This is a genomic window from Blastococcus sp. SYSU D00813 (genome assembly GCF_054050735.1).
This window is the reverse complement of sequence record NZ_JBJGZX010000005.1, coordinates 51,097-76,192: the sequence shown is the minus strand read 5'-3', so window position 1 is coordinate 76,192 and position 25,096 is coordinate 51,097. Positions and strand designations below refer to the sequence as shown.

Here is a 25,096-nt window from a genome sequence, read left to right as displayed (position 1 = left end):
GGACCCCCCTGCCCCCCACCACTCGCGAGCTCGCAGCGGGACCCTACAGGGGGGCCGGGAGGGTCCCGTCACGTAGCGTGAGCCGTCGTGGCCCGGCACCTGACCCTCGTGCCCGCGCCCGCCGACCCCCTCGAGCTGCTGGCGCCGCTGCGCGCCTGCCTGGCCGGCGCCGCGCCGCTGGCCGTGCTGCCCGCGGGCCCGCCCGCCGCGGTGGCGTCCGCGCGCGCGGTGCTGCGGGCCGGGGAGCCCCTGGAGGACGGCGCCGACCTCGTCGTGGTCACCTCGGGCTCCACCGGCGGCGGCCGCGGCGTCCTGCTGCCCGCGGGGGCGCTGCGCGCCTCGGGCGAGGCGACGCACGAGCGGCTGGGCGGTCCGGGCGCATGGCTGCTGGCGCTGCCCGTGTCGGCGATCGCCGGCCTGCAGGTGCTCCTGCGGTCGCTGCTGGCCGGCACCGACCCGACGGTGCTGCGGCGCGACGAGCCGCTGGCCGCCGCGGTCGCCCGGATGCCGGCCGGGCGCCGCTACGCCTCACTGGTGCCGACCCAGCTGCGCCGGTACCTCGACGCCGAGCCCGCCGCGCTGCGGGCGCTGGACGCCGTCCTGGTCGGCGGCGCGGCCACCGACCCCGGCCTGCTGGCCCGGGCGCGGGAGGCCGGCGTCCCGGTGGTGACGACGTACGGGATGACCGAGACCGCGGGCGGCTGCGTGTACGACGGCGTGCCGCTGGACGGCGTGTCGGTGCGGGTCGCCGACGGCGCACCCGGCGGTGGAGGCGTCGAGGTGACCGGGCCCGTGCTGGCGCTGGGTTACCGGGGCGACCCGGCGGCGACCGCTGAGGCCTTCGCGGACGGCTGGTTCCGCACCCGCGACGCCGGGGAGCTCGTCGACGGCGTCCTGCGGGTCTCCGGCCGGCTCGACGACGTCGTGGTGACCGGCGGGGTCAACGTGGCGCCGCAGGCGGTCGAGGGCGTGCTGCGCGAGCACCCGGCGGTCGCCGACGCCGTCGTCTTCGGCCGGCCGGACGAGGAGTGGGGGCAGCGGGTGGTGGCCGCCGTCGTCGCGGCGCCGGACGCCGAGCCCGCGCTGGAGCAGCTGCGGCCGTGGGTCGCGCAGCGGCTGGGAGCGCCGGCCGCGCCGCGGGAGCTGCACCGCATCGCCGCCGTCCCCACGCTGCACACCGGCAAGCCCGACCGCCGCGGGGTGGCGGCGGCGCTGAGCGGTGGCCCCGCTGCAGGGGCCCGCCGTGCGCCTGCCAGCGGTGGCGGGCCGGGGGGGCCTCCGTGATGGCCACGCCTGCGCAGTGGGTGGCCGGCGCGCGCCCCCGGACGCTGCCCGCGGCCGTCGCCCCGGTGCTGGTCGGCACCGGCGCCGCGGCCGCGCTCGACGGGTTCCGGCCCGGGCCGGCGCTGCTGGCGCTGCTGGTCGCGCTGGCCCTGCAGGTGGCGGTCAACTACGCCAACGACTACTCCGACGGCCGCCGCGGCACCGACGCCGACCGGGTCGGGCCGATGCGGCTCGTCGGCTCGGGGGCGGCCACGCCCCGGCAGGTGCTGGCCGCCGCGCTGGCCGCGTTCGCCGTCGCCGGCGTCGCGGGGCTGGCGCTGGCCGCGCTGTCGAGCTGGTGGCTGGTCGCCGTCGGCGCGGTCTGCATCGCGGCCGCCTGGACCTACACCGGCGGCCCCCTGCCCTACGGCTACCGGGCGCTGGGCGAGGTGTTCGTCTTCGTCTTCTTCGGGCTGGTCGCCGTCGCCGGGACGACGTTCGCGCAGACCCGCGCCGTCGAGGGGCTGGCGCTGGCGGCGGCCGTGCCGATCGGGCTGCTCTCGGTGGCGCTGCTCGTGGTGAACAACCTGCGCGACATCGCCGGGGACGCGGCGGTGGGCAAGCGGACGCTCGCGGTGCTGCTCGGCGAGCGCGGCACCCGGCTGGCCTACGCGGGCCTGCTGGTCGTCGCGTTCGCGGTGGTGGTGGCGATCGGGGTGGCCCGGCCGTGGGCCCTGATCGCCCTGCTCGCCGCACCGCTGGGGGTGCCACCGGCCCGGCTCGTGCTGTCGGGCGCCCGGGGGCCGGCGCTCATCGCCGGCCTGCAGTCCACGGGGCTGCTGACCCTGGCCACCGGCGTGCTGCTCGGCGCGGGGCTGGCCCTCAGCTGAGGAACGGCGCCGGCCGGCCGAACAGCCAGCCCTGGCCCCGCTCGACGCCCCGCTCGACGAGCGCCAGGTGCTCCTCCTCGAACTCCACGCCCTCGGCGACCACGGTGGCGCCCACGTCGCGGGCGAAGCCGTGCATGGCGGCGATCAGCGCCTGCTTGGCCGGGTCCCGGTGCACGCCGGTGACCAGCGCGGCGTCGAGCTTGATCGCCTCCGGCTCGAGCCGGAGCACGTGCCGCAGCGAGGCGTAGCCGGCGCCGGCGTCGTCCACCCACACCGGGACACCCGCGTCCCGCAGCGCGTGGCGGGTAGCCAGCAGCGCCGGGTAGTCGTCGACCCGCCGGTGCTCGGTGACCTCCACGACGACCCGTTCGTCCGCGGCGGACACCACCGCGTCGAGCACCGCGGGGGTCACCAGGGCCTCCGGCGAGAGGTTCAGCGTGACCGGCACGTCCAGGGGGCGGTGCGCGGCCGCGTCCAGCGCCGCGCGGAGCGCCAGGGTCTCCAGCTCCACGCCGCGGCCCTGCCGGGCCGCGTCGGCGAAGACCCGGGCCGTGGGCCCCCCGGGGAACCGGGCGAGCGCCTCGAAGGCCACCGTCTCGCCGGTGCGCAGGTCGACGAGGGGCTGGAAGACCGCCGCGACGTCGGCCACCGGGGGCAGCCGGGCCGCCGCGACGCCGGCCGGGGGCGTGTCCCGCAGGTGGTGGCCCAGCAGGTCGGCCAGGAACTCCAGGAAGCGCGCCGAGTCCCGGTCCAGGCGGGCGTCGTCCTCGCTCCCGACGCAGCAGACCATGCCCAGCGGCGGGGCACCGGGCGCGGTGCGGACCGGGGCGCCCACGTAGGAGCCGATGTTCAGCTCGGTGGTCAGGGAGAGGTCGCGCGTGCGCGGGTCGCGGCGGGCGGCGGTGACCACCGGCGGCAGCTCACCGGCCAGCACCCGGATGCAGTAGCTGTCCTCCAGCGGGGTCGCGGTGCCCGGGGCGACCGGCACCGCCTCCCGGTCCCCGACGGCGGCCCGGATCACCTGCTCGTCGGGGGTGAACTCGGACAGCCAGGCCACGTCGGCGTCCAGGCGCACCCGGGCGGCGTCGAGCAGCTCCCGCACCACCGGGTCGTCGTGGTGTCGCTCCGCCGCCATCTCCCCTCCCGCGGCCGGCTCCTGACCATCGGGGTTCCGATACCGGGACCGAGGACGAGGGTGTCAGACCTCGTCGTCGGCGTCGCCGGACAGCCGCGCGCGGAGGTCCTCCTTCGCGGCGCGTCGCGCGACACTCCGCGCCGCGAGCGCCTCGGTGAGCCGGTCGCGGACGCCGCGCAGCAGGAAGTGCGCGGCCGGCATCGACAGCAGCAGGCCGAACAGCAGCGCCGGGAAGCCGGGCAGCCCCGCCACCCAGATCAGCGCCACCAGCGCGACGGTGATCAGCAGGCGGCCGAGCGTGTAGAGCACCAGCGGCGGCGCCACCCGCGGCGGTGTCGCCGGCCCGCCCGTCGGGGACCCGGGGGTCGCCGGGTCGGTCGTCCGGTCCGTCGGCTCAGCCATGCCGGCCCTCCCACTTCGTCGAGAGCACCACCGTGGTCCGGGTGCGTGCGACTCCTCTGATGCGGTTCAACGCGCTGATGGCCGCCTCCAGTGCCGGGATGTCGGCCACACGGACCTTGAGCACGTAGCCCTCGCTGCCGGCCACCCGCCAGCAGTCCTCGACCTCGGGCATCGCGGCCAGCGCCGCCTCGACGCCGGTCTCGTCGACGGAGTCGCTCTCGATGACGCTGACCAGGGCGGTCACGTCGAGCCCGACGGCCATCGGGTCGACGACCGCCCGGTAGCCGGTGATCACCCCGGCGGCCTCGAGCTTGCCGACCCGCTCGTGCACCGCGGGCGCCGAGAGACCGACCTGACGGGCCAGCTCCGCGTAGCTCGCCCGCCCGTTGGCCTGCAGCAGCTCGAGGAGCCTGCGGTCGACCGCGTCGATGACGTCCTCCGTCCGGACCGGGATCGGACGCTCCGACCCCACCCCCGAGTATCGCCGCCGACGTACCCTCGTCCGTACGGGGGAGACGGAGAGGTGGCGCCGCGTGGTGTTCCTGGTGTTCCTGGTGGTGGCGATCGCCGTGGTCGTGCTGGTCATGCGCGCCGCGGAGAAGTCCGGCACGTCGGGTGGTCCCGGCCTGGGTGCTCCGCGCCCGCAGCGCCGGCCCAAGCCCCCGCGCAACGTGCGCCCGCTGGCGCCCGACGACGATCCCGAGTTCCTCCGCGAGCTGGAGCGCCGCGCCCGTCGCGACGACGGCTCGCCGGCCTGACCGGGCGCATCCGCCCGATCACGTGACGGGCGGGCTGCTCCTCCGCCGTCACCCCGCCGCGGTGGCCTCACCGCGCGACGGGACAGCACCGCTGCGCGGGGGCGGCGAGCCCCCGGCCCCTGTTCCTGCTCCTGCCCCCTGCCGGGTCGGAGGGGCGGGACGCTAGGCCGCGCGGCTGCCGAACAGGCGCCGCCAGCCGCGCGGGCGCCCGGTGTCCGGGGCCTCCTCCGGCGCCGGGTCCGGTGCAGCGGTCGGGTCCACGGCCGGTTCCGCGGCCGGAGCCCCCGCCGGCTCGTCGGTGATCGAGCCCGGCCAGCCGACCGGCGAGCCGCCCGGTGCCTCGTCGTCGCGTCCGGGCCAGCCGACCGGCGTCGTGCGCCGCTCCTCGCCGTCGCGGGCGTGCCGCGGGCCCGCGCCGTCCGCTCCGCGCCGGGCGAGCGCCGCCGCGACGAGCGGGTCGACGTCCGCGTCCGTCGCTGCCGCGTGCCTACCCACCGTGATCAGCCCCGAGCCGGTCCATGCCTGCATCCCAGCACGGACCGGGCGGTCCCGTCACCCGCCGGGGTCCCCCGTCCGGGGTCCGGTCACCCGGAGTGACCACCCCGAGGGGCCGGCCGGGGGTCAGGAGACGCCGGCGTAGCTGTGCAGGCCGGTGGACACCATGTTGACGTAGAGCAGGTTGAACACCATCACGCCCAGGCCGACCACGTTCACCCACGCGGCCGGCCGGCCCCGCCAGCCGGCGGTCGTGCGGGCGTGCAGGTAGGCGGCGTACACGACCCAGGCGATGAACGCCCACGTCTCCTTGGGGTCCCAGCCCCAGAAGCGCCCCCAGGCGCTCTCGGCCCAGATGGCGCCGGCGATGACGGCGAAGGTCCAGATCGGGAAGCCGAACACCGCCGTGCGGTGCGCGACGCGGTCGAGCGCGGCGGGCGCGGGCAGCCGGTCGAGCAACCCCCCGGCCGTCGCCGTCCCCGCGGCGACGCGGGCGTCGTGCCGCACCCGGAGCAGGTACATCACGCTGGCGATGCCGCTGACGAAGAAGATGCCGAAGCCCAGGATCGCCGTCGACACGTGCACGGCCAGCCAGCTCGACCGCAGGGAGGCCACCAGCGGGCCGGCCTCGGCGTAGAGGAACAGGCCGATCCCGACCATCGAGAGCACGACCGGCCCGAGCACGAAGACGCCCAGGTGGCGCAGCGCGGGGCGGCGGACCGCCAGGACGACGAACGCGACGACGGCCACGAGCACGACCCCGGTCGCGAACTCGTACATGTTGCCCCAGGGCAGCCGGTCGGTGGCCAGCCCGCGGAACAGCAGCACCCCGGCCTGCGCGAGCGCGCCCAGGACCGTCAGGACCATCCCGGCGGCGCCGTAGCGGCGGACGCTCGCCGGCTCGGCCGGGACGTCGGCGGGCGACGGCCCGGCCGGGGCGCCGGCGCCGACGAGCTCCCGCTGCGCGGCGGGGCGGCGACCGAAGGCCAGCTGCGCGCAGAAGGCGATGACCGCCAGCGAGTACAGGCCGACGCTGACGGAGAACAGCGTGTCGGACAGGTCGGCCAGGGTGGTGTCGACGGTCACGGGGTGGGGACCTCCGGGTCCGGGGGGACCCCGCCGGCCGGCGGGGCGGGTCGTGCGGGGGCACGGGCGGCCAGCGCCGCCCGCAGGTGGTCGGCCAGACCGGCGAAGCGCTCGGTGCCGTCGCCGCCGCCGCGCGTCAGCGAGCCGACCGTCAGCACGGTACCGCCGGTCGCGGCGGCCGGGCCGACGCGGGCGAAGACCCGTTCCCGGCGCAGCAGCAGCATGGCCAGCAGGCCGACGAGGACGGCGACGGCGGACACGAGCACCCACACCTGCCCCGGGTCGTGCGACAGCTGCAGGGCGGCGAACTGCTTGTAGCCGGTGAAGGTGATCGCGGTCCCGTCGTCCAGGGTCAGCGTCTCGCCCACGGCGAGGTTGGCGGCGCCGACCCGCTCCAGCGCCCCGCGGTCGATCTGCTCCTGCTCGATCGCGTAGACCGACTGGGGCCGGCCGCTGTCCAGGCCGAGGTAGCCCTGGTAGGCCACGATCGCCACCCGCGGCTCGAGCGGGCGCGGGTCGACGCTGGCGAGGATGCCGTCGCGGACCACGCCGGTCGGCGCGAAGAAGCCCTGGATCGCCAGCTGCGACTCGGCGTCGGCGCCCAGGTCGGGCAGCTTGAGCGCGCCCTCGCTGGCCATCGTCGACTGGTCGGTGGGGAGGAAGGGCGCGGAGACGTCCTCGAAGGTCCGGCCGTTGGCGGTGACCGTGAAGGTCGGCGCGTAGCCGTGGCCGGTGAGGTAGACGCGGGCGCCGTCGACCCGCAGCGGGTCGTTGACGCCGATGGTCCGGTCCTCGGCCTCCTCCCCCGGCGCGCCGTAGGAGATGTCGGCGGTGAACGAGGAGGCGGTCAGGTCGTCCTCGTACTCGGCGCGGAAGTCCTGCAGGTCCACGCACAGCGGCGCGAGGTCGCCGCCCTCGACCAGGGGCCCGGCGGAGTAGGTGTCGTACTGCTGGAAGGCGTTGCAGAAGCCCTGGTCCTCGGTGACCAGGATGCTGCCCTCGTAGCCCCAGAGCTTCCCGCCGGCCAGCGCCACGAGCAGCGCGACCAGGGAGAGGTGGAACAGCAGGTTCCCGGCCTCCTTGGCGTAGCCCTTCTCGCCCGAGAGCTCGTCCGTGCCGCTGGACCCGGCGGGATCGGCTCCGGCCGCGGTGGAGCGCCGGACGACGCGGTAGCGGCGCACCCGCAGCTCCTCCTCGACCACGTCGAGGGCGGCGGGGCCGTCGAGCGGCGTCTCCAGCCGCGCGGAGTCCGGGAGCCGCACGAGGTTGCGCGGCGCCGGCGGCGGCGGGGTGCGCAGCGCCCGCGCGTGCTCCACCGCCCGCGGCAGCACGCAGCCGATCAGCGAGATGAACAGCAGCAGGTAGATCGCGGCGAACCACGGCGAGCTGAAGACGTCGAACAGGTACAGCCGGTCCAGCACCGGCGCGAGCGTCGGGTGGTCGGCGAAGTACCGGGCGACGTTGGTCTGCGACAGCGAGCGCTGCGGGAGCAGGGACCCGGGGACGGCCGCGAGCGCGAGCAGGAACAGCAGGATGATCGCCGTCCGCATGGCGGTCAGCCGGCGCCACCAGCGCACCCACAGGTTCCAGGCGCGGCGTCCGGCGGAGGGCCGGGCGGGCGGCGGGGGCGGGGTGGCGGCCTCGCGCGGCGGGGCCGTGGTCGTCACAGCGACGTCCCGATGCCGGTGGCGGCCGCCCAGGAGCGCAGCCAGCCCATCATCTCGGTCCAGGCGCCGGTGACCAGGAGCAGGCCGACGAGCACGAGCAGCCCGCCGCCGACCCGCGTGACCGCGCGGGCGTGCCGGCGGAGGAACGCGGTGGCGCCCAGCGCCCAGCGGGCGCCGAGCGCGACCAGCACGAAGGGCACGCCGAGCCCGAGGCAGTAGGCCACCGACAGGAACGCGCCGCGACCGGCGGTGCCCTCGGCGTAGGCCAGGCTGAGGACGGCGCCCAGCGTCGGCCCCAGGCACGGCGTCCAGCCCAGGCCGAAGACGACCCCGAGCAGCGGGGCGCCGACCAGGCCGGTCGACGGCCGCAGCGACAGCCGCTTGGTGCGCTGCAGCAGCGGCAGCCAGCCGAGGAAGCCCAGGCCCACCACGACGACCACGACGCCCATGACGCGGGTGATGACGTCGTCGTGCACGAGCAGCAGCCGCCCCAGGGAGCCGGCCGCGGTGCCGAGGGCGACGAAGACGGCGGTGAAGCCCAGCACGAACAGCAGGGAACCCAGCACCATCTGCCGGCGGCCGGTGCGCTGGTCGGTCGCCGTCGCCGTGGCGGTCCCCCCGCCGCCGGCGGGCCGGTCGCCGTCCGCCGTCCGCCCGGTGCCGGCCAGGCCCGCGACGTAGGACAGGTAGCCGGGCACGAGCGGCAGCACGCAGGGCGAGGCGAAGCTGATCAGCCCGACCAGCGCGGCGACGGCCGCGGCCACCAGGAGCGGGCCGTCGGTGACCAGGCCGCTGAAGGTCTCCCCCACGTCAGCCCTCCTCGAGCAGCCGGTCGAGCACGGTGCGCAGGTCCTCCTGCGAGACCTGGCTGGTGTAGACGGCGGCGACCCGGTACTCGCGGTCGAGCACGATCGTGGACGGGACGGCGTTGGCCGGGTAGTCCCGGAACGCCAGCGCGACCTCGCCGCGCGGGTCGTACACCGACGGGAACTCGATGGCGTTGGAGTCGACGAACGCCTGGGCGAACTGCGGGTCGGTCTCCTTGACGTTGAGGCCGACGAACTGCACGCCCTCGTCGCGCACCTCGGCGTAGACCTCCTGGAACTCCGGCGTCTCGACCCGGCAGGGGGCGCACCAGGAACCCCAGAAGTTGAGGACGGCGACGTCGCCGGTCAGGTCGGCCGAGTCGAAGTCGCCCCCGCCGAGCAGCTCGCCGGCGAACTCCGGTGCGGTGGCGCGCTCGCCGACGGGGATGACCTCGCCGTCGGGGGTGCCCGCGACGAAGCGGAACTCCCCGCCGTTGTTGACGTCGACCGCCGACCCCTCGCCGGTGGTGCAGCCGGCGGCGAGCACGAGCGCGCCCCCGAGGGCCGCGAGGAGGCGCCTCATGCGCCGGGCACCGCGTCGGGGTCGGTGGCGCCGGCCGGCTCGGCGTAGGTGACGCCGGCGACCCGGTCGCCCTGGTAGGTCACCGACGTGACGCTGGCCAGCGCGCACTCGCGGCGGCGCGGGTCGTGCACGTAGCGGCGGCCCTCCAGGTGCAGCCGCAGCGTCCAGATGGGCAGCTGGTGGCTGACGCAGACGGCGGCCGACCCGCGGGCGGCGTCGCGCGCCGCCTCGACGGCCCGCAGCATCCGGGCGGCGATCTCCACGTAGGGCTCGCCCCAGGACGGCCGGAACGGGTTGCGCAGCTTCCACCAGTGCCGCGGGTCGCGCAGGGCGCCGTCGCCGACGGCCACCCGCAGCCCCTCGAAGTCGCTGGCCGCCTCGATCAGCCGGTCGTCGGTCTCGATCGGCAGCCCGAGTGCCTCGGCGATCGGGGCGGCCGTCTGCTGGGCGCGCTCCAGCGGGCTGGCCACCAGGTACGTCACGGCCGGGTCGGCGGCGACGCCGGTGAACCACCTCGCGGCGCTGCGGGCCATCTCCTCGCCGGCCTCGGAGAGCCGGTAGCCGGGCAGCCGGCCGTAGAGGACCTTCGCCGGGTTGAACACCTCGCCGTGGCGCAGCAGGTGGACGACGGTGGTCTCGCTCATCAGGTGCTGACCTCGCTCGGGTCCTGGCCGGTGGCCCGCGGCGCGTCCTCCGGGGTGGCCTCCGCGGCCGCCTGCGCCGCGGCCGGCAGCGCGTCGAGGACCCGCTGCACCGCGGCGTCGTCCAGCGCGGCGCTGACGAACCACGCCTCGAACGCCGACGGCGGCAGGTAGACGCCGCGGCTGAGCATGGCGTGGAAGAACGCGGTGTAGCGGAACGTCTCCTGGCTGCGGGCGTCGTCGAAGTCGCGCACCTGCCGCTCGTCGGGGACGAAGAACACCGAGAACATCGACCCGGCCTGCTGCACCCGGTGCGGCACGCCGGCGGCGAACAGGGCGGCGCTGGCCGCCCCGCGCAGCGTCGCCGCGACCTCGTCGCAGCGGGCGTAGACCTCGTCGGTGCACAGCCGCAGCGTGGTGAGCCCGGCGGCCACGGCGACGGGGTTCCCCGAGAGGGTGCCGGCCTGGTAGACGGGGCCGGACGGCGCCAGCTGCGACATGAGGTCGGCGCGGCCGCCGAAGGCCGCGGCCGGCAGCCCGCCGCCCATGACCTTGCCGAAGGTGAACAGGTCGGCGTCGACCGGGTCGAGGCCGTACCAGCCGGAGCGGGAGACCCGGAAGCCGGTCATCACCTCGTCGAGCACGAGCAGGGCGCCGTGCTCGGCGGTGATCCGGCGCAGGTGGGCGTTGAACCCGTCCAGCGGCGGGACGACGCCCATGTTGCCCGGTGCGGCCTCGCTGACCACGCAGGCGATGTCGGCCCCGCGCTCGGCGAAGACGGCCTCGACGGCGGCCACGTCGTTGTAGGGCAGGACGACGGTGTCGGCGGCCGCGCCGGTGGTGACCCCCGGGGTGTCGGGCAGCCCGAGGGTGGCCACGCCGGAGCCGGCCGAGGCCAGCAACGCGTCGACGTGGCCGTGGTAGCAGCCGGCGAACTTCACGACCAGCGGGCGGCCGGTGGCGCCGCGGGCGAGCCGGATCGCCGAGAGCACGGCCTCGGTGCCGGAGTTGACCAGCCGCACCCGCTCGACGGGCGGCACCCGGCCGATGATCTCCTCCGCCAGCTCCAGCTCGCCCTCGGTCGGGGCGCCGAAGGAGGTGCCGCGGCGGGCAGCGGCGGTGACCGCCTCGACCACCGCCGGGTGGGCGTGGCCGAGGATCAGCGGGCCCCAGGAGGCCACCAGGTCGACGTAGCGGCGGCCGTCGGCGTCGGTCAGCCAGGGGCCCTGCCCCTCGGCCATGAACCGCGGCGTGCCGCCCACGGCGCGGAAGGCGCGGACCGGGCTGTTCACGCCGCCCGGGGTCACGCGCTGCCCGCGGGCGAACAGCTCGGCGGAGACCGGGGCCTCGTAGGGAAAGCGGGGAGCGTCCAGCGAGGTCACGGCCCCAGTGTCCCCTCCGCGCCGGGGGCGCCGGGTGAGGGCCCCGTCTCACCGGCCTCCGCCGGCGCCGCCGCGAGCAGGGCGCGGGTGAGCGCGGCCGGGTCCCGGGTGGGCACGAGGACGGTCCGGCCGTCGGTCAGCCGCAGCGGCAGGCCGGTGCGGCCGCGGGGCAGCGTCCAGCCGCCACCGAGCACGGGCGCGCCGGCGTCCACCCCGGCCTCGCCCTCCCGGACGGCGCGCAGGTGGTCGGTGTCGACCTCGGCCAGCGGCACCCGCTCCCGGCCCACGCTGAGCGCCGGCTGGCCGGCCGGCCCGTCGGCCGCCTGGGCGGGGCCCCCGACGCGGACGGTCCACACCCGGCGGGCCGACAGCGCCCCGGCGGCGACGATGCCGAGGACGGCGACCAGGGACAGGGCCCACACCAGCGGCGGCACGTCCGGGCCCGGCAGCACGACGTCCATGACGACGAGGGCGCCGAGGGCCGCCGCGACCAGCCAGAACGGCCGCCAGGAGCCCCCGGCCTCGACGTAGTCCGTCCCCTCGACGTAGTCCGTCCCCTCGACGTCGTCCATCCCCTCGCCGCGCCCCCGCTCAGCGGCGCAGCAGGCGGGCGGCCTCGACCGCCCAGTAGGTGAGCACCGAGCCGGCCCCCGCCCGGCGGATCGCCGTCAGCGTCTCGAGGATCGCCCGCTCCCGGTCCACCCAGCCGTTGGCGGCGGCCGCCTCGACCATCGCGTACTCGCCGCTGACCTGGTAGGCGCTCACCGGCACCCGGACCTCGTCGGCGACCCGCGCGATGACGTCGAGGTAGGCCAGCGCCGGCTTGACCATGACCGCGTCGGCGCCCTCGGCGAGGTCCTGCTCGACCTCCCGCAGCGCCTCGTCGGCGTTGGGCGGGTCCATCTGGTAGGTCGAGCGGTCGCCGAACTGCGGCGCGCCCTCCGCCGCCTCGCGGAACGGGCCGTAGAAGCACGAGGCGTACTTGGCCGCGTAGGCCAGCACCGGCAGCTCGGAGTACCCGCCGCCGTCCAGCGCCCGGCGGATCGCGGCGACCTGGCCGTCCATCATCCCGCTGGGGGCGATGACGTGGGCCCCGGCCTGCGCCTGGGCCAGCGCCACCGCCGCGTAGCGGTCCAGCGTCGGGTCGTTGTCGACCACGCCCGCCGGGGTGACCACGCCGCAGTGCCCGTGGTCGGTGTACTCGCACAGGCACAGGTCGGCCATGAGCACCAACTCGTCGCCCAGGTCGGCGCGCAGCTGCTGCAGCGCGACGTTGACCACGCCGTCGGCGGCGTCGGCCTGGGAGCCCAGCGGGTCCTTGTCGGCGGGGATCCCGAACAGGATGAGCCCGCTGATGCCGGCCTCGGCGGCCTCGTGCGCGGCCTTGCGCAGCGAGTCCTGGGTGTGCTGGACGACGCCCGGCATCGAGCCGATCGGCTGCGGCTCGGCGATGCCCTCCTTGACGAACACCGGGAGCACCAGGTCGGCCGGCGACAGCCGGGTCTGCGCCGTCAGCCGCCGCAGCGCGGGCGTCGACCGCAGCCGACGCCCGCGCGCGAAGCCCGGGTTCGCCCCGCCCGCGCCGGTCACTTGCCGGCGCCCTCCTGCTCGGCCCGCCGCGCCTCGGCGAACTCCGCCAGGGCGTCGACGAGCGGGGCCACCGCGGCCGTCTCCGGCTGGACGTCGACCCGCAGGCCGAACTCCTGCGCGGTGGCGGCGGTCTGCGGCCCGATCACCGCGACGACCGTCTTGGCGTGCGGCTTGCCGGCGATGCCCACCAGGTTGCGCACGGTGCTCGACGAGGTGAAGCACACCGCGTCGAAGCCGCCGCCCTTGATGGCCTCGCGGACCGCGGCCGGCGGCGGGGCCGCCCGGACGGTGCGGTACGCCGTGACGTCGTCGATCTCCCAGCCGCGCTCCTTGAGCCCGGCGGCGAGGGTCTCGGTCGCGATGTCGGCGCGGGGCAGCAGCACCCGGTCGATCGGGTCGAGGACGTCGTCGTACTCGGGGAAGTCGGCCAGCAGGCCCTCGCTGGACTGCTCCCCGGTCGGGACGAGCTCCGGCACGATGCCGAAGTCGCGCACCGCGCCCGCCGTCTGCTCGCCGACGCAGGCCACCTTCACGCCCGCGAAGGCCCGGGCGTCCAGGCCCAGCTCGGCGAACTTCTCCCGGACCGCCTTCACCGCGTTGACGGAGGTGAACACGATCCAGCCGTACCGGCCGGTGACCAGGCCCTTGATCGCGCGGTCCATCTGGGCCGGGCTGCGCGGCGGCTCGACGGCGATCGTGGGCACCTCGACCGGCACCGCGCCGTAGGCCCGCAGCCGCTCGCTCATGTCGCCGGCCTGGTCCTTGGTGCGCGGCACCAGCACCCGCCAGCCGAACAGCGGCCGGCTCTCCCACCAGGAGAGCTTGCCGCGCTTGTCGACGACGGCGCCGACCGTGGCCACGACCGCGCCGGTCAGCGCGTCGAGGCCGGCGGTCTTCTCGGCGACCGCGCCCAGCTTGGCCGGGACGCTCTTCTGGTCGGTGGTCGACCCCGCGGTCGTGACGACGACGGGCGTGCCGGCGGGCAGACCGCCCTCGACCAGCCGGGCGGCGGCGTCGGGCAGGTCCGCGGCGTCGCCGGTGAGGACCAGCGGGGCGCCCAGGCCGTGCGCGGCCGAGGCCAGCGCGGTCAGGTCGCCGCCGCCGCGCAGGTCCGCCGTCAGCGTCGTGCCGCCGAGCGCGACCCCGGCGAAGGCCGGGACGGCCGTGGCCGCCGCGACGCCGGGGACGACGTCGAAGGGCACGGAGGTCCGGCCGACGGCGAGCACCTCCTTGACCACCGCGTCGGAGGTGAAGGGGTCACCGGCGACGAGCCGGACGACGGTCTCGCCCTTCTTCGCCGCGGCGACGGCGGCCTTGGCCACCTCGTCGGGCTCGCCGGTCGCCGTCGTCGGCTCCAGGTCGGGCCGGCTCTCGCGGACCGCGGCCGTGACGGCGGGGGCGACCCCGGCGTCGACGACCAGGACGTCGGCCTCGGCGAGCGCCGCCGTGGCGCGGGCGGTCAGCATCCCGGGGTCGCCCGGGCCGGCGCCGACGAAGACGACCGTGCCGGCCGCCCCGCCGCTCTTGCTGCGGAAGCGCGTCATCGCGTGCTCCTGTTCTGGCCCTCGGGGAGGGCGTCTTCTTCGGGGGTCTGGGGCCGGGCCGCGGTGCCCGGCGGGGGGAGGGTCGGGGGTGCGGTCACCGGGAGGCGGCCACGAGCTCGGCCGCGCCGCGGTCGACCAGGTCGGCGGCGAGCTCGCGGCCCAGCCGCTCGGCGTCCTCGGCCGGGCCGGTGACCGAGCCGCGGACGCCGTCGCTGCCGTCCAGGGCGGTCACCGACGCGCGCAGGTACAGCTCGGGTCCGTCCTCGCCCTCGGCCACCTCCGCGTAGGCGGCGACCGGGGCGCTGCAGCCGGCCTCGAGCGCGGCCAGCGTCGTCCGCTCGGCCAGCACGCAGGCGCGCGTCACCGGGTCGTCGAGCGCGGCCAGGACGGCGCGGGTGGCCGCGTCGTCGGCCCGGCACTCGACGGCCAGCGCGCCCTGCGCCGGCGCCGGCAGCACCTGCAGCGGGTCGAGCGTCTCGGTGATCGCGTCGACCCGGCCCAGCCGGGTCAGCCCGGCCCGGGCGAGGACGACGGCGTCCAGGTCGCCGGGGACCACGCGGGCCATCCGGGTGTCCACGTTGCCGCGGATCGGGACGACGTCGAGGCCGAGACCCAGCGCCCGCAGCTGCGCGACCCGCCGGGGGGCGCCGGTGCCCACGCGGGCGCCGGCCGGCAGCTCGCCGAGCGTGAGGCCGTCGCGGGCGACGAGCGCGTCGCGCGGGTCCTCCCGCGGCGGGACGGCGGCCAGGACCAGCCCGGGCTCCGGCGCGGTCGGCAGGTCCTTGTAGCTGTGCACGGCGACGTCGACGGTGCCCTCGAGCAGCGCGCGGCGGATCGCGGTGACGAACACGCCGGTGCCGCCGAGCTGGGCGATCGCCGCGGCGGAGCGGTCGCCCTCGGTGCTGATGTGCACCAGCTCCACGGGGACCCCGCTGGCGGCGGTGATGGCGTCGGCGACCGTCTGCGACTGGGTGGTGGCCAGCCGGCTGGCGCGGGTGCCCAGCCGCAGGGTCCGCACCGCGGTGCCGTCGGGGCGCAGGGCGGTCATGCCGGACCGCCGGGGCGCAGGTCGTCGGGGTCGACGGTGACGGCCTCGGCCAGCCGGGGCCCCTCGGCCGGCACGTCGGCGTCGATGCCCAGGCCGAACAGGGCGCGCAGCGCGTCGGCGTAGTCGACGCCGCCCGGTGCGCTGGCCAGCTCCTTGACCCGCACGGTCGGCTCGTGCAGCAGCTTGTCGACCACGCGGCGCACGGTGCGGGCGATCTCCGACCGGGCGCGGGCGTCGAGGTCGGGCAGCCGGGTGGACAGCCGCAGCAGCTCGGCGTCGACGACCTCCGCGGCCTGGCTGCGCAGCGCCGACACCGTCGGCGCGACCGCGGCGGCCTGGCGCTCGGCGCGCAGCAGCGCGGTCTCGGCCTCGATCAGCGCGTGGGCGGCGGCGATGTCGTCGGCGGCGACGGCCCCGGCCAGCGAGGCGTCGTGCGCGGCGGTCCGCTCGCCCTGCAGGAGGGCTCCGCGCTTCTCGCTCTGCAGGAGAGCCAGGTCGACGACGTGCACGCCGGGCAGGCCGGCGACGGCGGGGTCCACGTCGCGGGGCAGCGCGAGGTCGACGACGGCCAGCGGCCGGTCGGTGCGCCCGCGCATCGCGGTGGCGACGGCCTCGGTGCCCACGACCAGGCCGGAGGCCCCGGTGCAGGTGACCAGCAGGTCGGCGGCGGCGATGGCGGCCGGCAGGTCGGCCATCTCCGCGGTGCCGCCGTCGACGGCGGCGGCCAGCCGGGCCGCGGACTCGGGGGTGCGGCTGGCGACGGTGACCAGGGCGCCGCGGCGCGACAGGGTGGTCGCGGCCAGCGCGCCCATGGAGCCGGCGCCGACGACGAGCACCGGCCGGCCGGCGAGCGGCCCGATCCGCTCCTCGGCGTGGTCGAGCGAGACCGACACCAGCGAGGCGCCGGCCCGGTCGATGCCGGTCTCGGAGTGCACCCGCTTGCCGACCCGCAGGGCGTGCTGGGCGACCGGGTGCAGCGCCCGCCCGACCGTGCCCTGCTCGCGGGCCAGCGCGTAGGCGTTGCGCAGCTGGCCGAGCACCTGGGTCTCGCCCACGACCATGGAGTCCAGGCCCGCGGCGACGGTGAACAGGTGGGCGACGGCCTGGTCCTCGTAGTGGACCGTGACGTAGGGCGAGAGCTCCTCGACGGTGGCGCCGGCCTGGCGGGCCAGCACGCGGCTGACCTCGGTGACGCCGCCGTGGAAGCGGTCGACCTCGGCGAAGACCTCGACCCGGTTGCAGGTCGCCAGGACGATGGCCTCGCTGACGTGGTCGCTGCCGACGAGCTCGCCCAGCGCCTTGACGGTGTCGTCGGTGCCCATCGCGAACTGCTCGAGCAGCGAGACCGGCGCCGTCTGGTGGCTGATGCCGACGGCCAGGAGGCTCATGCCGTCCCCCCGAGGGCCGGGACGGGGGCGGCGACGGGGCGCCGGTCGGCGCCGGCGTCGCGGTCGGTGTCGAGGAACGCGAGGACCTGCAGCTCGACGGAGAGGTCGACCTGCCGGACGTCGACGCCCGCCGGAGCGGCCAGCGTCACCGGCGCGAAGTTCAAGATGCTCCTCACCCCGGCCGCGGTCAGCCGGTCGCAGACCGACTGCGCCACCTCGGCCGGTGTCGCGATGACCCCGATCGTCGCCCGGGTCTCGGCCACCACCTGGTCGAGCTGCGCCACGGGGTGCACGGTGCGGCCGCCGATCACCTGGCCGATCCGGTCCGGCGAGCTGTCGAACAGGCCCACGAACTCGAAGCCCCGGCTGCCGAACCCGGCGTAGTCGGCCAGCGCCGAGCCGAGGTTTCCCAGGCCGACGAGCACGCAGGCCCGCGACCGCTCGACGCCCAGCACGCGGGCGATCCGGTCGCGCAGGCCGGCCACGTCGTAGCCCACGCCGCGGACGCCGCAGGGGCCGAGGTGGGAGAGGTCCTTGCGCAGCCCCGCGGGGTTCACCCCGGCCGCGCCGGCCAGCTCGCCGGAGGAGACACTGACCCGGCCGCCGTCGGCCAGCCCGGTGAGCACCCGGAGGTACACGGCCAGGCGGGCCACGGTGGCCTCCGGGATCCGGGGCCTCGACGGGTTCACGGGACGGTCTCCACAGCGGGCGCGCCGTCCACCCGGCGGCTGACCGGGGAGCGACGACATCGGGGACCGGACGCAGACGCCGTCCGGCGCCGCCCACGTTAACCGCTTGTGAACGCAGGAACAAAGTCGCTGCGCAGCGGCCGGGCCGCCGGGCAGCGCGGATGCGTCTCCCTGTGGTGGACACCATAACGGGAGTCGCCCGGCGCCACCCGTCCGGGTGCGGTCCGGCGACCGGGTCAGCCCAGTCCGAGATCGCGGCGGAGCCGGGGGACGTCGACGGTGAAGTAGGAGTGCTCCCGCCCGTCGAGCAGCAGCACCGGGACCCGGTCGCCGTACTCGGCCTGCAGGTCGGGGTCGCCGTCGACGTCGACCGGGACGACGTCCAGCCCTGCCTCGGCGGCCACCGGCGCGAGCGCCTGCGCCGCCGTCTCGCACAGGTGGCAGCCGACGCGGGTGAGCAGCTGCAGCCGGTCAGCCATCGCCGCCCACCGCCACGGGTGCCGGCTCGGCCGCGTCGTCGGCACGGGTGAGGCCGAGCTCGCGCAGCCGGGCGCGGCTCACCTTGCCGGTCAGCGAGTGCGGCAGCGCGGGCAGGAAGTGCACCGACGTCGGCACCTTGTAGCGGGCCAGCGACGCCGCGGCGTGCTCCTGGAGCTCCTCCAGCGTCGCCGTCGCCCCCGGGGCCAGGACGACGACGGCGCGCACCGCCTGGCCCGTCCGGGCGTCGGGCACCCCGATGACCGCGCTCTCCCGCACGGCCGGGTGGGCGTCGAGCACGCGTTCCACCTCGGCCGGGTAGACGTTGAAGCCGCTGACCAGGACCAGGTCGCTGCGCCGGTCGACCAGGTGCAGGTCGCCGTCGGCGTCGCGGTAGGCGAGGTCGCCGGTGGCCAGCCACCCCTCGGCGTCGGGACCGTCGGCGCCGTCGGGCCAGTAGCCGGAGAAGAGGTTGGCCCCGCGCACCCAGATCTCGCCGGGCCCCTCGTCGGCGATCTCCTGGGCCGGCGCCCCGGGGCCGGTCCCGTGGGTGGCGGTGTCGCGCAGCTGCACCTCGACGCCCGGCAGCGGGCCGCCGATGCACGCCGGCTTCGGCCGCCCGGTGGCCAGCGTGCTCGCGACCACGGGACAGGCCTCGGTCAGCCCGTACCCCTCGTGGACGGTGACCGCGGCGCGCTCGCGCATCGCGGTCCAGGTCCCGGCGGGCAGCGGCGCCGCACCCGAGGAGGCGATCCGCACCGCGGCGAACGCCCGGCGCAGGTCCGCGTCGCCGCCGGCGGCGTCGGCGGCGGCCAGCCAGGCCTGGTACATCGGCGGCGCGCCCGGGACGGCGGTGACCGCCTCGGCGGCCATCAGCGCGAGGGCGGCGCGGGGCTCGAACGACTCCATGAGCACGGCGCACGCCCCGGTCGCGGCCACCAGCCCGAAGCCGGCGTTGAGCCCGTAGACGTGGAACAGCGGCAGCACGAGGAGCACCCGGTCGTCGGGCCGGACCGGCGGCGGGTCCATGGCCAGGCACTGCTCCTGGTTGGCGCGCAGGGCGGCCGTGCTGAGGACCGCCCCGCGGGGGCGGCCGGTCGTGCCGCTGGTGTAGGCCAGGAACGCCGGCGGCGCCGGGCTCGGGCTCCACCTCGGGCGCCGGGCCGTCGTCCTCCGGGGCCCCCGCGCACACCGGCACCCCGGCGACCGGGGACCGGTCCTGCCGGGTGACGAGCAGGGCGGCGCCGGAGTCGCCGAGGACGTGCTCGAGCTCGGGGTCGGTGTAGGCGGTGTTCACCGGGACGACGACGAGGCCGGCGCGCAGCGCGCCGAGCGTGGCCCGCAGCCACGGCACGCCGTTGGGCAGCTGGACGGCCACCCGCTCCCCCGGCGCGAGCCCGCGCGCGGCGTACCCGGCGGCGGTCCGGTCGACCTGCGCGTCGAGCTGCGCCCAGGACAGCCGCGTGTCGCCGGCCACGACCGCCGGCGCGTCCGGCCGTCCCCGGGCCGCGGCGCGGACCAGCGCGGCGAGCGAGGGCGGGGCTCCGGACACTCGGCATCTCCTCCGGCGGGCGCGGCGGCCACCCCCGCGGGTCACCCGGGAGGGGCGCTCACCCGGGTGGCGTGGACGGGTCCTCGCGATGTTGTCACCATGTGACCAGCACCGCAGCACGCGCGCGACACCCCGGCGGGCGTCGCGCAGCACACGAGCCGGTCCCGGGTCCGCGGGCCGACGAGGAGGTCGACGCCCGCATGGCCCAGTCGCGCCCCGTGGACGAGCGGTCCGCCGCCGTCCCCGAGGGGGCCGCCGGGCTGCCTCCCGCCCCGCGCCGGCCACGTCCCACGCCGTACCCGCGGGCGAGCGCGGAGGAGGCACCGGCGCGGCTGCCCAACGTGGTCGCCGCGTTCCCGGCGCAGACGGCGTCCCCGGCCCCGGCCCCCGCGGAGCCCGGACCGGGCACGCCCGCGGCCGGCGACGACCTGGCGCTGGCGCCGGAGGCCGACCCGGAGGACGCCGCGCTCGTCGCCGAGGTCGCGGCCCTCGAGGAGACGCTGCCCGACGACCGGGTCGACGTGTGGGCGCTGGTCGCCCGGGCCCAGCGCGGCGACGCCGAGGCCTTCGGGGAGCTGTACGACCACTACGTCACGATGGTCTACCGGTACCTGTACCACCGGGTCGGCGACCGGACGCTGGCCGAGGACTTCACCAGCGAGACCTTCGTCCGCGCGCTGCGCCGCATCGACTCGCTGTCCTTCCAGGGCCGCGACGTGGGCGCCTGGCTGGTGACGATCGCGCGCAACATCGTCCGCGACCACGTGAAGAGCAGCCGTTACCGGCTGGAGGTCACCACCGCCGACATGCGCGACGCCGACCGCGGGACCGACGGTCCGGAGGACTCGGTGGTCTCGCGGCTGACCCACGAGCAGCTGCTGGCCTGCGTGCGGCAGCTCAACAGCGAGCAGCAGGAGTGCATCTCGCTGCGCTTCCTGCAGGGCCTGTCGGTGGCCGAGACCGCGGCGGTCATGGGCAAGAAGGACGGCGCCGTCAAGGCGCTGCAGCACCGTGCCGTGCGCCGGCTGGCCAGCCTCCTGCCGGAGGGCCTCCGATGACCGCGCGACCGGACCCTGTAGTTACCCACGAGTACCCCGTAACCGCCACCCGAGGGACGTCGTTGGCCGTCCGGATGCGGGTCGGGACCGGCCGGACCCGTCCAGGACCGACCGGAGGACGGCGATGACGACGGAGGACCGCGGTCTGCCTCCGGTCGCGCCCGCGCGCGGCCGCTCCGCCGGCGTCCGGGACCGGGAGGAGGCGGTCGTCGCCGGGCTGCGCCGGCTCGCGACCGCCCTGGACGACGAGCCGGCGCCCGACTTCCGCGCCGCCTCCCGCGCCCGGCTGGTCGCCATGGCGGCGGTCCGCTCGCCCGAGCCGGCGCGACCGACCGTCGTCCGCCGGCTGCTCGGCGCCCGCGCCGGGGACGGCCCGCCGTCCCGGTGGCGCACCCGGGTGACCGCCGGCATCGCCGGGGCGGCTCTCGCGGTCAGCGCGCTGGGGACCCTGGTGGCCCTGTCCGCCGACGCCCAGCCCGGCGACCTCCTCTACGACCTCAAGCGCGGCACCGAGCAGACCCAGCTCGCACTGGCCGGCGACGACCGCGGACTGACCCTGCTGGAGTTCGCGAGCACCCGCCTCGACGAGCTCGCCGCCGCCCAGGACGACCCGGAGCTGGTCGTGCAGACCCTCGCCACGATGGACGCGCAGACCACCGAGGGCGCGGCCCTGCTGGTCGGCTCCGCCGTCGAGGACGGCGACCCGGCGCCCGCCGACCGGCTGGCGGACTGGAGCGAGCAGCAGGCCGCCGAGCTCGCCGCGCTGCAGCCGGAGCTGCCGACCGTGACCTCGGGGGCGGCCCAGGCCTCGCTGGAGCTGCTCGACGCCGTGCAGGCCCGGGTCGCGGCCGTGCAGGCCGCGCTCGACTGCCCCACGGTCCCGCCGGCCGAGGGCCGCGACGCCCTCGGCCCGGTCCCGGGCATCTGCGCGGCCCCGGCCCCGGTCACCCCGCCGCCGGCGGGGGGCGCCCCGTCGGCCGACCCGGACGCGCCGGCCGGCGACGACCCGGCGGTGCCGCCTCCCCCGCAGCAGACGCCGGCCCCGCAGCCGGGCGGGACGGTGCCGACGCCGGGTGGGGCCGCCACCCCGGGGTCCGGGGGCGGATCGGGCTCGGGCTCCGGATCGGGTCCCGCGGGCGGCGCGCCGTCGACGGGCGCGGGTCCGGCGGTCCCGTCGGTGCCGCTGCCGCTGCCGGGCCCTGGTGGCGGCCTGCTCCCCGTCCCCTCGGTGCCCGGCGGGGGCGGTCCGCCACCGGCGGCGACGCCGACCCTGCCGCCTCCGCTGATCGACCTCCCGCTGCCGGTGTGCGTCTGGCCACTCGTCTGCTGACCGTGCGCACGCCGGTCGGTGGGGCTCACTAGGGTCGCGAGGGGTGAGCCCGCCGGCGGGCTCGGAACCGAGGAGGTCGTCCGTGCCGGTCCTGCCCTTCCGCGGCCGACGGGCCGGGGAGCTGCCCGGCAGCGAGGAGACGCGGGCATCGGTGGCCGGCGCCGCCTCGGCCGCCGCCGCGGAGGTGGAGCCGCCGCCGGCCGTCGTCCCGGACCCGACCGCCGCCGCGTTCTTCGACGTGGACAACACGATGATGATGGGCGCGTCGCTGTTCTGGTTCGCCCGCGGGCTGGCCGCGCGCAAGTACTTCACGGCGCGGGACCTGGCGCGCTTCGCCTGGCAGCAGGCGAAGTTCCGGATGGCCGGCAACGAGAGCGCCGACGACATGCACACCATCCGCGAGAACGCGCTGGCCTTCGTGGCCGGCCGCCAGGTCACCGAGATCGTCGCGGCCGGCGAGGAGATCTACGACGAGCTGATGGCCGACCGCATCTGGGCGGGCACCCGGGTGCTCGCCCAGAAGCACCTGGACGCCGGCCAGCGGGTCTGGCTCGTCACCGCCACCCCGGTCGAGCTGGCGCGCATCATCGCGCACCGGCTGGGGCTCACCGGCGCCCTCGGCACGGTGGCCGAGGTCCGCGACGGCCGGTACACCGGCCGCCTGGTCGGCGAGCTCATGCACGGTGAGGCGAAGGCCGAGGCCGTCCGAGCGCTGGCCCAGCGCGAGGGGCTGGACCTCGCCCGGTGCACCGCCTACAGCGACTCCTCCAACGACCTGCCGATGCTCACGCTCACCGGGACGGCGGTCGCCGTGAACCCGGACACCGAGCTGCGCGCGGTGGCCCGCTCCCGCGGCTGGCAGGTCCGTGACTTCCGGACCGGGCGCAAGGCGGCCAAGATCGGCATCCCGACGCTGGCGGCGGCGGCGCTCTCCGGTGGCGTGGTGGGCGGCACCCTGGCGATCCGCCGCCGGAAGCAGCCGGTGGTCGAGCTGCCGCCGCCTCCCGTCCCCCGCCGCCTCCTCGCCCGGTTGCTCTGAACAGCGGGGGGCCCGGAGGGTCCCCCGACGGGAACGGGACGACGTGGTGGACTGCCCGGCGACGGGCCCGCAGGGTCCTCGGCGGGTGCGGCGGCAGGGCCCGACGCAGGCCGGGACGGCACCTGGCCGCGGTGTGGTCCGGAGGACCGCACCGCCCTCAGAAGACCGAGGGGCGCTTGAGCAGGAGCTGGTAGAGGGACTGCTGGATGGTCTCGCGCACCTGGTCGGTCAGGTTGAACACGAGCATCGGGTCCTCGGCGGCGCCGGGTCCGTAGGAGGCGGTCTCGATCGGCTCGCCGAACGCGATCAGCCACTTCGACGGGAGCGGGACCAGCCCGAGCGGGCCGAGCAGCGGGAAGGTCGGGGTGATCGGCAGGTAGGGCAGGCCGAACAGCCGCGCGGCCGTCTTCGCGTTGCCGATCATCGGGTAGATCTCCTCGGCCCCGACGATCGCGCACGGGACGATGGGCACCCCGGTGCGCAGAGCCGCTGTGACGAAACCGCCCCGGCCGAACCGCTGCAGGGTGTAGCGCTCCTTGAACGGCTTGCCGATGCCCTTGAAGCCCTCGGGGAAGACACCGACGAGTTCCCCGCCGGTGAGCAGCCGCTCGGCGTCCTCGGTGCAGGCCAGGGTGGCGCCGAACTTGCGGGCCATCGCCCCGACGAAGGGCAGCTCGAACACCAGGTCGGCCCCGAGCAGGCGGAACCGGCGCTGTGCGGGGTGGTCGTCGTGCAGGGCGACGGTCGTCATGAGCGCGTCGACGGGCAGCGTGCCGGAGTGGTTCGCCACGACCAGGGCGCCGCCGGTGTCGGGGACGTTCTCCACACCGTGGGTCTCCACCCGGAACCAGCGGTTGAACAGCGGCCGCAGCATCGGCAGCAGCACGTGGTCGGTGAGGTCGGGGTCGAAGCCGAACTCGTCGGTGCCGTACTCCCCGGTCACCCGGCGGCGGAGGAACTCCACCGCCTCGGTCAGCTGCTCGTCCCAGCTCGCGGCCGAGGGCGGCGGCGTGTGCGGCTCGTCGTCGTCGGGCCGCAGCGGGATCACGCGCGCCTCAGGCATCGCGCACCGCCCGCAGGCCGGGTGCCGGCGGGGCCGGCCGGAGCCGCTCCCCCACCGACGCGGCGGTGGAGCCCAGCCGGCCCACCAGGTCCTCCACGCGTCCGGCGACCGAGCCGACGAGCTCGGGCGGGACCACCGGCGGCACCGTGCGCGCGTAGTCGGCCAGCGCCTCGGCGGTGCTGTAGCGGGGGGTGTGGCCGAACTGCGTGCGCAGGACGGTGGTGTCGACGACGCGGCCGAAGTTGAGGAAGCGCATCTGCTCGGGGGAGTAGTCGATGAACCCGAACCGGCGGGTGAGCCGGCCGAGCGAGCCCAGCGTGGGCGAGGGCAGCGGCACCTGGAGCCGGCCGAGGCGGCGGATGACCTGGGAGAGCAGCATCGTCCCCGCGCCCCCGACGTTGACCGTGCCCGTGAAGTCGCCGGTGGTGGCGCGGGTCAGCACGGCGAGGGCGTCGTCCTCGTGCAGGAGCTGCACCCGTGCGTCGTAACCGAGCGCCGTGGGGACGACCGGCATCCGCAGGAAGCCGGTCAGCAGCGAGTCGATGCGCGGTCCGATGAAGTTGGTGAACCGCAGGACGGCGACGCCGACGTCGGGCCGGCGCCGCGCGAAGGAGCGCACGTAGCCCTCGATGTCGAGGCTGTCGCGGGCGAACCCCCCGGAGGGGACCCGGCGGGCCTGCATCGTCTCGGTGAAGACGGCGGGGTCGCGCGGGGAGGCGCCGTAGACGGCGCTGGTCGACTTGAGCACCAGGCGCTGCACGGACGGCGCGCGCTGGCAGGCGGCCAGCAGCTGCATGGTGCCGATGACGTTGAGTTCCTTCATCGGCCCGCGGCCCCCCGACCCGGCCGGGGTGGAGCTGATGTTCATGTGCACGACGGTGTCGACACCGGCCGTGGCGATGACCTTGCCGATCAGCGGGTTGCGGATGTCGGCCCGCACGAACTCGGTGCGGCCCAGCCGGCGGAGCATCTCGGCCGACGGGGGGACGGTGTCCACGCCGATGACCCGGCCGATGGCGGGGTCGTGGGCGAGCTCGGCCGCCAGCGCGCCACCGAGCCACCGGCTCACGCCGGTGACCAGGACGACCGCGGGCGGCACGAGCGTCAGCTCACTTCTTGTTGCGACGCTGGACGCGCGTCTTCTTCAGGAGCTTCCGGTGCTTCTTCTTCGCCATCCGCTTGCGGCGCTTCTTGATGACAGAACCCATGG

The 25,096-nt window shown here is 76.9% G+C and carries 27 protein-coding genes and 1 pseudogene; 6 read left to right on the top strand and 22 right to left on the bottom strand.

Annotated features, from left to right (window positions below; translation table 11 throughout):
- Positions 1-87 precede the first annotated feature (87 nt).
- Both menE and ACI8AX_RS05115 read left to right on the top strand, forming a co-directional pair.
- A complete protein-coding gene (menE, locus tag ACI8AX_RS05120) occupies positions 88-1,284 on the top strand; it encodes an o-succinylbenzoate--CoA ligase (RefSeq protein WP_456548717.1) in 1,197 nt (398 codons plus the stop codon).
- A complete protein-coding gene (locus ACI8AX_RS05115; RefSeq protein ID WP_456548716.1) occupies positions 1,284-2,153 on the top strand; it encodes a 1,4-dihydroxy-2-naphthoate polyprenyltransferase in 870 nt (289 codons plus the stop codon). The genes menE and ACI8AX_RS05115 overlap by 1 nt, the downstream gene beginning before the upstream one ends.
- On the opposite strand, the gene ACI8AX_RS05110 is transcribed toward ACI8AX_RS05115, so the two are convergent.
- The 3 genes from ACI8AX_RS05110 to ACI8AX_RS05100 all read right to left on the bottom strand — a co-directional run bounded on the left by ACI8AX_RS05110 (position 2,146) and on the right by ACI8AX_RS05100 (position 4,162).
- The gene (locus tag ACI8AX_RS05110; RefSeq protein WP_456548715.1) at positions 2,146-3,288 is read right to left on the bottom strand and encodes an EAL domain-containing protein; all 1,143 of its coding nucleotides are present in this window, start codon (positions 3,286-3,288) and stop codon (positions 2,146-2,148) included. The genes ACI8AX_RS05115 and ACI8AX_RS05110 overlap by 8 nt on opposite strands.
- A 63-nt stretch (positions 3,289-3,351) precedes the next feature.
- On the bottom strand, positions 3,352-3,690 hold the full coding sequence (locus ACI8AX_RS05105; RefSeq protein WP_456548714.1) for a DUF4229 domain-containing protein: 339 nt from the start codon (positions 3,688-3,690) through the stop codon (positions 3,352-3,354).
- Entirely contained in the window at positions 3,683-4,162 is a 480-nt protein-coding gene (locus ACI8AX_RS05100) for an Lrp/AsnC family transcriptional regulator (protein WP_456548713.1), read from the bottom strand. Before ACI8AX_RS05100 ends, ACI8AX_RS05105 begins: the two co-directional genes overlap by 8 nt.
- A gap of 61 nt (positions 4,163-4,223) precedes the next feature.
- On the opposite strand from ACI8AX_RS05100, the gene ACI8AX_RS05095 reads away from it, so the two are divergent.
- The gene (locus ACI8AX_RS05095) at positions 4,224-4,448 is read left to right on the top strand and encodes a hypothetical protein (RefSeq protein ID WP_456548712.1); all 225 of its coding nucleotides are present in this window, start codon (positions 4,224-4,226) and stop codon (positions 4,446-4,448) included.
- A 162-nt stretch (positions 4,449-4,610) separates the two neighbouring features.
- On the opposite strand, the gene ACI8AX_RS05090 is transcribed toward ACI8AX_RS05095, so the two are convergent.
- The 16 genes and pseudogenes from ACI8AX_RS05090 to ACI8AX_RS05015 all read right to left on the bottom strand — a co-directional run.
- A complete protein-coding gene (locus ACI8AX_RS05090) occupies positions 4,611-4,976 on the bottom strand; it encodes a hypothetical protein (RefSeq protein ID WP_456548711.1) in 366 nt (121 codons plus the stop codon).
- Positions 4,977-5,069: 93 nt separating this feature from the next.
- Positions 5,070-6,029 carry a c-type cytochrome biogenesis protein CcsB gene (ccsB, locus tag ACI8AX_RS05085; RefSeq protein ID WP_456548710.1) on the bottom strand — a complete coding sequence of 320 codons (960 nt, stop codon included), beginning with the start codon at positions 6,027-6,029 and terminating at the stop codon, positions 5,070-5,072.
- Entirely contained in the window at positions 6,026-7,696 is a 1,671-nt protein-coding gene (resB, locus tag ACI8AX_RS05080; protein WP_456548709.1) for a cytochrome c biogenesis protein ResB, read from the bottom strand. Before resB ends, ccsB begins: the two co-directional genes overlap by 4 nt.
- Positions 7,693-8,505: a cytochrome c biogenesis CcdA family protein gene (locus ACI8AX_RS05075; protein ID WP_456548708.1), complete on the bottom strand. Its 813-nt coding sequence runs from the start codon at positions 8,503-8,505 to the stop codon at positions 7,693-7,695. The genes resB and ACI8AX_RS05075 overlap by 4 nt, the downstream gene beginning before the upstream one ends.
- Before the next feature lies 1 nt (position 8,506).
- Positions 8,507-9,085 carry a TlpA family protein disulfide reductase gene (locus ACI8AX_RS05070; protein WP_456548707.1) on the bottom strand — a complete coding sequence of 193 codons (579 nt, stop codon included), beginning with the start codon at positions 9,083-9,085 and terminating at the stop codon, positions 8,507-8,509.
- Entirely contained in the window at positions 9,082-9,729 is a 648-nt protein-coding gene (locus ACI8AX_RS05065; protein WP_456548706.1) for a histidine phosphatase family protein, read from the bottom strand. Before ACI8AX_RS05065 ends, ACI8AX_RS05070 begins: the two co-directional genes overlap by 4 nt.
- Positions 9,729-11,108, bottom strand: coding sequence for a glutamate-1-semialdehyde 2,1-aminomutase (gene hemL, locus ACI8AX_RS05060; protein WP_456548705.1), 1,380 nt, complete (start codon positions 11,106-11,108; stop codon positions 9,729-9,731). Before hemL ends, ACI8AX_RS05065 begins: the two co-directional genes overlap by 1 nt.
- On the bottom strand, positions 11,105-11,680 hold the full coding sequence (locus tag ACI8AX_RS05055) for a hypothetical protein (protein WP_456548704.1): 576 nt from the start codon (positions 11,678-11,680) through the stop codon (positions 11,105-11,107). The genes hemL and ACI8AX_RS05055 overlap by 4 nt, the downstream gene beginning before the upstream one ends.
- 19 nt (positions 11,681-11,699) lie before the next feature.
- Positions 11,700-12,698 carry a porphobilinogen synthase gene (hemB, locus tag ACI8AX_RS05050; protein WP_456548703.1) on the bottom strand — a complete coding sequence of 333 codons (999 nt, stop codon included), beginning with the start codon at positions 12,696-12,698 and terminating at the stop codon, positions 11,700-11,702.
- Positions 12,695-14,242, bottom strand: coding sequence for a uroporphyrinogen-III synthase (locus tag ACI8AX_RS05045; protein WP_456548702.1), 1,548 nt, complete (start codon positions 14,240-14,242; stop codon positions 12,695-12,697). The genes hemB and ACI8AX_RS05045 overlap by 4 nt, the downstream gene beginning before the upstream one ends.
- Positions 14,243-14,336: 94 nt before the next feature.
- A complete protein-coding gene (gene hemC, locus ACI8AX_RS05040) occupies positions 14,337-15,290 on the bottom strand; it encodes a hydroxymethylbilane synthase (protein ID WP_456548701.1) in 954 nt (317 codons plus the stop codon).
- Complete coding sequence (locus ACI8AX_RS05035) at positions 15,287-16,678, bottom strand: glutamyl-tRNA reductase (protein ID WP_456548827.1); 1,392 nt, start codon at positions 16,676-16,678, stop codon at positions 15,287-15,289. The genes hemC and ACI8AX_RS05035 overlap by 4 nt, the downstream gene beginning before the upstream one ends.
- The gene (locus ACI8AX_RS05030; protein WP_456548700.1) at positions 16,675-17,367 is read right to left on the bottom strand and encodes a redox-sensing transcriptional repressor Rex; all 693 of its coding nucleotides are present in this window, start codon (positions 17,365-17,367) and stop codon (positions 16,675-16,677) included. Before ACI8AX_RS05030 ends, ACI8AX_RS05035 begins: the two co-directional genes overlap by 4 nt.
- A 236-nt stretch (positions 17,368-17,603) precedes the next feature.
- On the bottom strand, positions 17,604-17,846 hold the full coding sequence (locus ACI8AX_RS05025; protein WP_456548699.1) for a glutaredoxin family protein: 243 nt from the start codon (positions 17,844-17,846) through the stop codon (positions 17,604-17,606).
- Positions 17,839-18,963, bottom strand: coding sequence for an AMP-binding protein (locus ACI8AX_RS05020; RefSeq protein WP_456548826.1), 1,125 nt, complete (start codon positions 18,961-18,963; stop codon positions 17,839-17,841). The genes ACI8AX_RS05025 and ACI8AX_RS05020 overlap by 8 nt, the downstream gene beginning before the upstream one ends.
- A 151-nt stretch (positions 18,964-19,114) precedes the next feature.
- Positions 19,115-19,321 (bottom strand): annotated as a pseudogene (locus ACI8AX_RS05015) (AMP-binding protein); the annotation flags it as partial.
- 275 nt (positions 19,322-19,596) lie between these two features.
- On the opposite strand from ACI8AX_RS05015, the gene ACI8AX_RS05010 reads away from it, so the two are divergent.
- The 3 genes from ACI8AX_RS05010 to ACI8AX_RS05000 all read left to right on the top strand — a co-directional run bounded on the left by ACI8AX_RS05010 (position 19,597) and on the right by ACI8AX_RS05000 (position 22,823).
- Complete coding sequence (locus tag ACI8AX_RS05010; RefSeq protein ID WP_456548698.1) at positions 19,597-20,454, top strand: sigma-70 family RNA polymerase sigma factor; 858 nt, start codon at positions 19,597-19,599, stop codon at positions 20,452-20,454.
- A 124-nt stretch (positions 20,455-20,578) separates the two neighbouring features.
- Complete coding sequence (locus ACI8AX_RS05005) at positions 20,579-21,784, top strand: DUF5667 domain-containing protein (RefSeq protein ID WP_456548697.1); 1,206 nt, start codon at positions 20,579-20,581, stop codon at positions 21,782-21,784.
- An 82-nt stretch (positions 21,785-21,866) separates the two neighbouring features.
- On the top strand, positions 21,867-22,823 hold the full coding sequence (locus ACI8AX_RS05000; RefSeq protein WP_456548696.1) for an HAD family hydrolase: 957 nt from the start codon (positions 21,867-21,869) through the stop codon (positions 22,821-22,823).
- Between the two features lie 157 nt (positions 22,824-22,980).
- Here ACI8AX_RS05000 and ACI8AX_RS04995 read toward each other — a convergent pair whose 3' ends face one another.
- Genes ACI8AX_RS04995 through ACI8AX_RS04985 form a run of 3 tightly spaced genes read right to left on the bottom strand, consistent with a single transcriptional unit; the run spans position 22,981 to position 25,094 of the window.
- Positions 22,981-23,886 carry a lysophospholipid acyltransferase family protein gene (locus ACI8AX_RS04995; protein ID WP_456548695.1) on the bottom strand — a complete coding sequence of 302 codons (906 nt, stop codon included), beginning with the start codon at positions 23,884-23,886 and terminating at the stop codon, positions 22,981-22,983.
- Positions 23,879-24,985 (bottom strand): NAD-dependent epimerase/dehydratase family protein, encoded by a 1,107-nt coding sequence (locus ACI8AX_RS04990; protein ID WP_456548694.1) that lies wholly within the window; start codon positions 24,983-24,985, stop codon positions 23,879-23,881. Before ACI8AX_RS04990 ends, ACI8AX_RS04995 begins: the two co-directional genes overlap by 8 nt.
- A 10-nt stretch (positions 24,986-24,995) precedes the next feature.
- Positions 24,996-25,094 (bottom strand): 30S ribosomal protein bS22, encoded by a 99-nt coding sequence (locus ACI8AX_RS04985; RefSeq protein WP_012854759.1) that lies wholly within the window; start codon positions 25,092-25,094, stop codon positions 24,996-24,998.
- Between the last annotated feature and the right edge of the window lie 2 nt (positions 25,095-25,096).